This window comes from Lysobacter sp. CA199 (assembly GCF_052078715.1).
In the GTDB taxonomy this organism is placed as follows: Bacteria; Pseudomonadota; Gammaproteobacteria; order Xanthomonadales; family Xanthomonadaceae; genus Lysobacter.
This window is the reverse complement of record NZ_JBQJIL010000016.1, coordinates 178,813-185,130: the sequence shown is the minus strand read 5'-3', so window position 1 is coordinate 185,130 and position 6,318 is coordinate 178,813. Positions and strand designations below refer to the sequence as shown.

At 64.0% G+C, this 6,318-nt stretch carries 6 protein-coding genes; all 6 read left to right on the top strand.

Annotated elements, in window-relative coordinates; translation table 11 throughout:
• The first annotated feature begins 302 nt into the window (after positions 1–302).
• The 6 genes from ACTOWJ_RS26700 to ACTOWJ_RS26675 all read left to right on the top strand — a co-directional run bounded on the left by ACTOWJ_RS26700 (position 303) and on the right by ACTOWJ_RS26675 (position 6,313).
• Positions 303–2,393 carry a phosphocholine-specific phospholipase C gene (locus ACTOWJ_RS26700; RefSeq protein ID WP_441337659.1) on the top strand — a complete coding sequence of 697 codons (2,091 nt, stop codon included), beginning with the start codon at positions 303–305 and terminating at the stop codon, positions 2,391–2,393.
• Positions 2,394–2,762: 369 nt separating this feature from the next.
• Positions 2,763–3,320, top strand: coding sequence for a DUF3228 family protein (locus ACTOWJ_RS26695; RefSeq protein WP_441337666.1), 558 nt, complete (start codon positions 2,763–2,765; stop codon positions 3,318–3,320).
• Between the two features lie 524 nt (positions 3,321–3,844).
• Positions 3,845–4,750: an MBL fold metallo-hydrolase gene (locus ACTOWJ_RS26690; protein WP_441337658.1), complete on the top strand. Its 906-nt coding sequence runs from the start codon at positions 3,845–3,847 to the stop codon at positions 4,748–4,750.
• Between the two features lie 340 nt (positions 4,751–5,090).
• A complete protein-coding gene (locus ACTOWJ_RS26685) occupies positions 5,091–5,276 on the top strand; it encodes a hypothetical protein (RefSeq protein WP_441337657.1) in 186 nt (61 codons plus the stop codon).
• Between the two features lie 12 nt (positions 5,277–5,288).
• Positions 5,289–5,513, top strand: a complete 225-nt coding sequence (locus tag ACTOWJ_RS26680; RefSeq protein ID WP_441337656.1) for a hypothetical protein — start codon at positions 5,289–5,291, stop codon at positions 5,511–5,513.
• A complete protein-coding gene (locus ACTOWJ_RS26675; protein WP_441337655.1) occupies positions 5,510–6,313 on the top strand; it encodes a zeta toxin family protein in 804 nt (267 codons plus the stop codon). Before ACTOWJ_RS26680 ends, ACTOWJ_RS26675 begins: the two co-directional genes overlap by 4 nt.
• Positions 6,314–6,318 lie beyond the last annotated feature (5 nt).

Here is a 6,318-nt window from a genome sequence, read left to right as displayed (position 1 = left end):
GGCGCGAGCCGCGACCACGCCACATCGCCCGCGTCGCCAGTTTCGTCGCAGCCGTGGTGTCGCAGTCGCGGCTCGCGCCGCTCCTACAGTCTGAAGCCCGCCAACCGTAGCCCCTCGCGCCATATCGCTCGCGTCGCAGGTTCCGTCAGTGTCGCTACGGTCGCGGCCTACGCCGCTCCTACTCACTTTCCTGGGTTCAGTTTCGGCAGGACCGCATACATCGCGACCACACCGCCGCGACGGTCATCGCCACGTCACAGCCGACCGCTAGCGTGCTGCGCTTTGATTTACAGGCGCCCCGCATGTCCGACCACAGCCGCCGCGACTTCCTCCGCCTGGCCACCCAATCCGCCGGCGCCTTGGCCGCGGGGACCATGCTGCCGCCGTCGATCGCCAAAGCCCTGTCGATCGCGCCCAAGCGCGTCAGCGGCACCGTGCAGGACGTGCAGCACGTCGTCATCCTGATGCAGGAAAACCGCTCCTTCGATCATTACTTCGGCCGCCTCAGCGGCGTGCGCGGTTTCAACGACCCGCGCGCGATCAAGCAAGCCGACGGCAAACCGGTCTGGCGGCAGCAATACAAAGGCCGCGACTACACCCCGTATCACCTCGACACCAGCAAGACTTACGCGCAGTGGCTCAACAGCAACGACCACGGTTGGGGCGGCCTGCACGATTGCTGGAACCAAGGCCGCAACGACCGCTGGATGCAAGTGCAGTGGCCGCAGGCGATGGGCTACTTCACCCGCGCCGACTTGCCGTACTACTACCCGCTGGCCGACAGCTTCACCCTGTGCGACGCCTACCACGCGTCCATGCTCGGCCCGACCAATCCCAATCGCCTGTACTTGATGAGCGGCCGCGCCTCGGCGCAAGCCGACGGAAGCGCGGTGCACACCGGCAACGACATGGCCGACACCGGCGGTTCGGTGAGCTGGACCAGCTACGCCGAGCGTCTGCAAGACGCCGGCGTGTCGTGGCGGATCTATCAGAACGGCGCGGTCGGCTCCTACAACGCCGCGCTGAACTTCCTGCTGAGCCGCTACAAGATCGACGACAACAACAATTACGACTGCAACGCGCTGGCGTGGTTCAGCCAGTTCAAGAACGCGCCACGCGCCTCGCAGTTGTGGGAACGCGCGATGACCGCGCGCAACCTGGGCCAGTTTCGCGAAGACGTCGTCAACAACCGCTTGCCGCAAGTCTCGTGGCTGGTGCCGCCGTTCTCCTCGTCCGAACACCCCTGGTGGGGCCCCGCGTTCGGCGAGTTGTACGTGTCCAAGGTGATCGAAGCGCTGACCGCCAACCCGGAGGTCTGGGCCAAGACCGTGTTCCTGGTGACCTACGACGAATGCGACGGCTTCTTCGACCACATGCCGCCGCCGACGCCGCCGTGGCAGAACGGCAAGGGTGCCTCGACCGTGCACACTACCGGCGAAATCGAAGCCGCGTCCGGCTTGCCGATCGGCCTGGGCCACCGCGTGCCGATGCTGGCGATCTCGCCGTGGTCCAGGGGCGGCTGGGTGAGTTCGGAAGTGTTCGACCACACCTCGGTGATCCGCTTCCTGGAAAAACGCTTCGGCGTCGCCGAACCCAACATCAGTGAATGGCGCCGCGCCGTCTGCGGCGACCTGACCGCGTTGTTCGACTTCGACGCCGCCGACACCGCCGTGCCCGCGGCCTTGCGCGACACCGCCGCGACCGCCGCGCAGATGGACCACGCTTACAACAAGCAGTACTACTTCGCCAAACCCGATTACCCGAGCACAGCGCCTGCATTGCCCGGCCAAGAGGCCGGTATGAAGCTCGCGCGTGCGGTGCCTTACGATTTGTACGTGACCTCGTGGAGCGAGCCGGCGCGGCGCGAATTCTGGCTGGAGTTCTCCAACGAAGGCCGCAGCGCCGCCGTGTTCCAGGTCTACGCCGCCGGCGCCGGCACCGGCCCGTGGACCTACACCGTCGGCCCCGGCAAACAGCTCAGCGATTACTGGAAGATCGACGCCCAGGACGCCTACGACCTCACCGTCTACGGCCCCAACGGCTACTTCCGCCAGTTCACCGGCACCGTAAATGCCGACAGCGCGCAACCGGACGTGATCGCGATCTACGACAAGGCACGCTCGCGCCTGGCCTTGTCCATCGAGAACCGCGGCAAGCAAGCGTGCACGGTCAAAGTCGCCGCCAACGCGTACAGCACCGCGCCGGCGCGCAGCTACCGCGTGAAAGCAGGACAGACGGTGAGCGTGAATTGGTCCTTCGCGGAAAGCGACGGCTGGTACGACTTGACCGTCACCAGTGACGCCCCGATCGGCTACACCCGCCGCATCGCCGGTCATATCGAAACCGGCCTGCCGAGCATCACCGACCCGTTATTGAATCGCAGCGCCGCCTAACACCCGCTCACCGTATGTCCCACTTCCCCCTGTAGGAGCGGCGCAAGCCGCGACCACGTCCCCACAACCCTCGGCGTCACCACTCCCACCCCATCGAAACTCCGAACCACCACCGCGCGCGTGCACGTCGATGGCGGTCCGATTGCGATGAACGCTGACAAGCACGGCTTGCCGGCCCCGCAAACCGACCGCGGAAGCGTGCTGATGCAGATGATCCCGCTGTGGACGTGGGTGATAGACAACGCCGACGGCTTCAACGGCGCGCGCAAGCGTTTCGATACGCAAACCGGCGACTCACCGGCAACGCCGCGCCAGGATTGCGGCGCATTCCTTCGCCGAAGACGAACCGATCCGCCGATAATGCCGCCCATGACCATCATCCTCATCGACTTCGCCCGCGCCCGCCTGTTCCCGCGCGAGCCGCGCCGCAACACCATCCAGGACATCACACCCGAGCAATTCGAGCGCCACCTCAACGACGCGCCGCCGTTGCACGTCCTCGACGGCTACGCCCCGTTCTGCAAACTGCACGTGCACCGCAACTGGACCAGCACCCGCTGCCTGGCCGTGCCGATCACCGACGCCAACCGCCACCTGCTGCGCAGCGACTACGACGCCCGCACCAAAGCCGAACTCCCGGTGCTGACGCGCTGGTTCGAAGACATCGACCCGCCCGTGGCCGACTACCTCATCGTCATCCTCTACAGCCGCGAACAACTGGCCAAAGAAGGCACCGCCACCACCGCCGACTGGGGCGTCGTCGGCTGCATGTACACCGCCGAGCCCATCGAAACCCCCATGGCCCCCATCACCATGATGCGCAACGCCCTGGGCGTACAAGAAGGCGGCTCCGGCGTCCCCCTGGACCGCGACGCCTACCAACACAGCGTCGACTTCTGGCGCACCCACGCCAACTGGCGCGGCTGACGCGCAATCCCATCTCCCCCTGTAGGAGCGGCGCAAGCCGCGACCACGCCAACCCAACCACCGCGCCACCCCCGCAAGCCAACAAAACCGCAGCCACCACCGCCGCGCCACAAGCAACACAGACAACCCAGCATCACACCAATCCAGCGCCGCCAGCAGCGATCTCCGCCGGTCCCGTTGCTAGAAGCGGGCTTCGAAGCACTAGCGTTTCGACGCACCGCGATTGGTTCCCCGGGCGCACCACCGCGATTCCATTCGCGTGTCTATTGAACGATCGCCCCGTCTTGTAAGTTCCTTGTCGCCAAGACCGAACGGCCCGACGAACGGGCCGAATGGAATCGTGCGTCATGAAGATCGTCGACGTCGGGCGCACCGGCCTCATCGGCAGCCAATTCATCCGGCGGCTTGAGCGCGCGAACCATCGCAGGCGACAGGCCGCGCGATCCACGAACGTTCGCCCAACCGATCGTCGACCCAATACCCACCCGCTTGCGGTTTCTAACTGTCGAAAATAGGAGTCAACCATGTGTTTGTGCCATCCAGGTAACGAATCCCACCCTGATCACGAGTTGGTTCCGTCGCGCTACGCGACGCGGATCGGCGACATCGAGGTGATGGTGATCAGCGACGGCGCCATGGCGATACCCGCCGACATTCTGGGCACCAACGTCGCCCCGTCCGTCCGCGACGCCGCGCTGCGCAACAACTTCCTGCCGGACACCATCGATTGGGGCCTCAACGTCGTCGTGGTGCGCAGCGGCGGCCGGACCATCCTGATCGACGCCGGCGTAGGCTCGGAAATGTCCAGCGCCACGCGCGCCGGACGCCTGGCCTTGCGACTGGAGGGCGCCGGCATCGATCCCGCGTCCATCACCGACGTGATCGCGACCCACATCCACATGGACCATATCGGCGGACTGCTCGACGAGCGACTGCGCAGCCGCATGCGTCCGGACCTGCGCATCCACGTCTCGGGCACCGACGTAGAATTCTTCGAATCGCCCGATTTCTCCCACAACACCTTCGGCGGCATTCAGGACGTGATCCGCTCGAGCGCCCGCAAGTTCCTCGACCAATACCGCAGCGAACTGCGCCCGTTCGACCAAGAGCGCGAGGTGGCGCCCGGCATCGTCGTAACCCTCACCGGCGGCCACACCCCCGGACATAGCGTCGTCCGCATCGCCTCCGGCGGCGACCGCCTGACCTTCGCCGGCGACGCCGTCGTCCCGGTCGGAATCGAATGCCCCGAGTGGGAAAACGCCTTCGACCACGAACCCGAAGACGCGACCCGCATCCGTGTGCGTCTGTTGCGCGAGGCCGCGAAGACCGGCGAGTTGTTCTTGGCCAGTCACTTGTCGTTTCCGTCGCTGGGGCGCGTGGCGCCGGCGGGGAAGGGGTTTCGGTATGTGCCGGCTAATTGGGCGTACTGAGCGGTTGCTGGGGTAGGGCTCAGGTACGGTGAAAGAGCGGCGGGCGGGCCGGATTACGGCCCGCCCGGCTACGAATTCGGCTTTGATCTTGGTCGACATCCCCCGTGTCCCCGCGCCGCACAATGCCAAACCTTTAACTCAATATCGGCACACTTTTATACGTGAGCATTCGTCTCCGCAAACCGATGCGACGCCATATGCGCAACTGCCAGTTGCGATACTCGACGAAGCCGCGATTCGGAAGAAGAACAAATTGATAAATTCGTGCGCGTCAGACTTGCAACATCGCGCGCGATAGAAGATGTTGCCTGCGTGTCCGAGACAAGCAAAAGGATTGCGGGTGAGCATCTTCGACCGAATGCTGAAGCGGGTCCTGGGGCAGAGCAGTCCCGCTCGCCGTCTTTACTATCCCGTGCCCAACCCGACGCTGACGCCTCCGCAGGTTCCCGCCAAGCTGCGTGAACTGCTCAAAGACTATCCGGAGCATATCGAACGCCTGCAAGCGGTACTGAACGAGTTCGGATAGCCGACGCCGCGAGTGCAGCCGCTGGATGAAGCCGTTTGGGCGATCCAGAACAGGCTCGATTCCTTCCTTCAAGAAGCCATTGCCGAGTTTAAGGCCGCACAGGCGAGTGGCAGCGCGCAGTTGATCGAAGACGCCAATCACAAGAGGTCGACCATGGGTGGTGCGCTACAGCGTTTCGACAGCGACCCCGAAGGCTTCGGGCACTACTTCAAGCACAACAAGCGGGTGTTCGAATGAATTCCCAAGAAGGCGGGTTGGACAAACAAACGTCCGAGGGAATCTTCTTCGGCCAAATCGTTCCGGACAGCGGCATGGATGCGGCAACATCGCACTCCCAGCCCAAAGCGATCATCCTGGCCGCTCAGCCCGGAGCGGGGAAAAGCAGCTTGCTGGGCATGGCGAGGGCCGATCTCGCCGACGACCTCGTCATCATCGATGCGGACAGGCTACGGAGCTATTACCCGCAGGTAAGCGACCTGCGCAGCGCCGGTCCGTACACGTGGTCTGTTCAGACCGACATCGATGCTGCCAAGTGGGCCGCAGCTCTATGCCAAGCAGCGGTCCGAAGCCGTAAAAATCTCATTATCGATACGACATTGAGTGATGGCGAAAGCACAGCCGAACAAATACGGATGCTGCGGGCCAACGGCTACGAAGTTGAAATGCGGGCCATCGCCGCGCATCGGTTGGAGAGCGAGTTGGGCGTCGATCGACGCTTTCTGAGCGGTTTCCTCCGGGACGGATATGGTCCCTATCAGCGCGAGGCGTCGCATGCGCAATCCTACGAAAACATGCCCGGCAGCCTGAATTACGTTCGCGAACAAACGCAAATCCCGATACGTATCTTCAACCGCGATGGCATGCTGCTGTATGACGGTCGTACCGATCCTGCGATGCCCGGGGTCGCGCTCGACCAAGCTCGCGAGACCCGCCTCAAAGATCCTAAGTTGACCAAAACGCTTAAAGAGTATTGGCAAATGCAGCAGGCGTTGCACCGCGATCTTCCCGAGATACTCGCCCGCATGTCATCTAATTAAAGGCG

Coding starts and splice junctions, on each gene's coding strand:
- ACTOWJ_RS26700 (WP_441337659.1), top strand. CDS start 303: ATGTCCGACCACAGCCGCCGCGACTTCCTCCGCCTGGCCACCCAATCC.
- ACTOWJ_RS26695 (WP_441337666.1), top strand. CDS start 2,763: ATGACCATCATCCTCATCGACTTCGCCCGCGCCCGCCTGTTCCCGCGC.
- ACTOWJ_RS26690 (WP_441337658.1), top strand. CDS start 3,845: ATGTGTTTGTGCCATCCAGGTAACGAATCCCACCCTGATCACGAGTTG.
- ACTOWJ_RS26675 (WP_441337655.1), top strand. CDS start 5,510: ATGAATTCCCAAGAAGGCGGGTTGGACAAACAAACGTCCGAGGGAATC.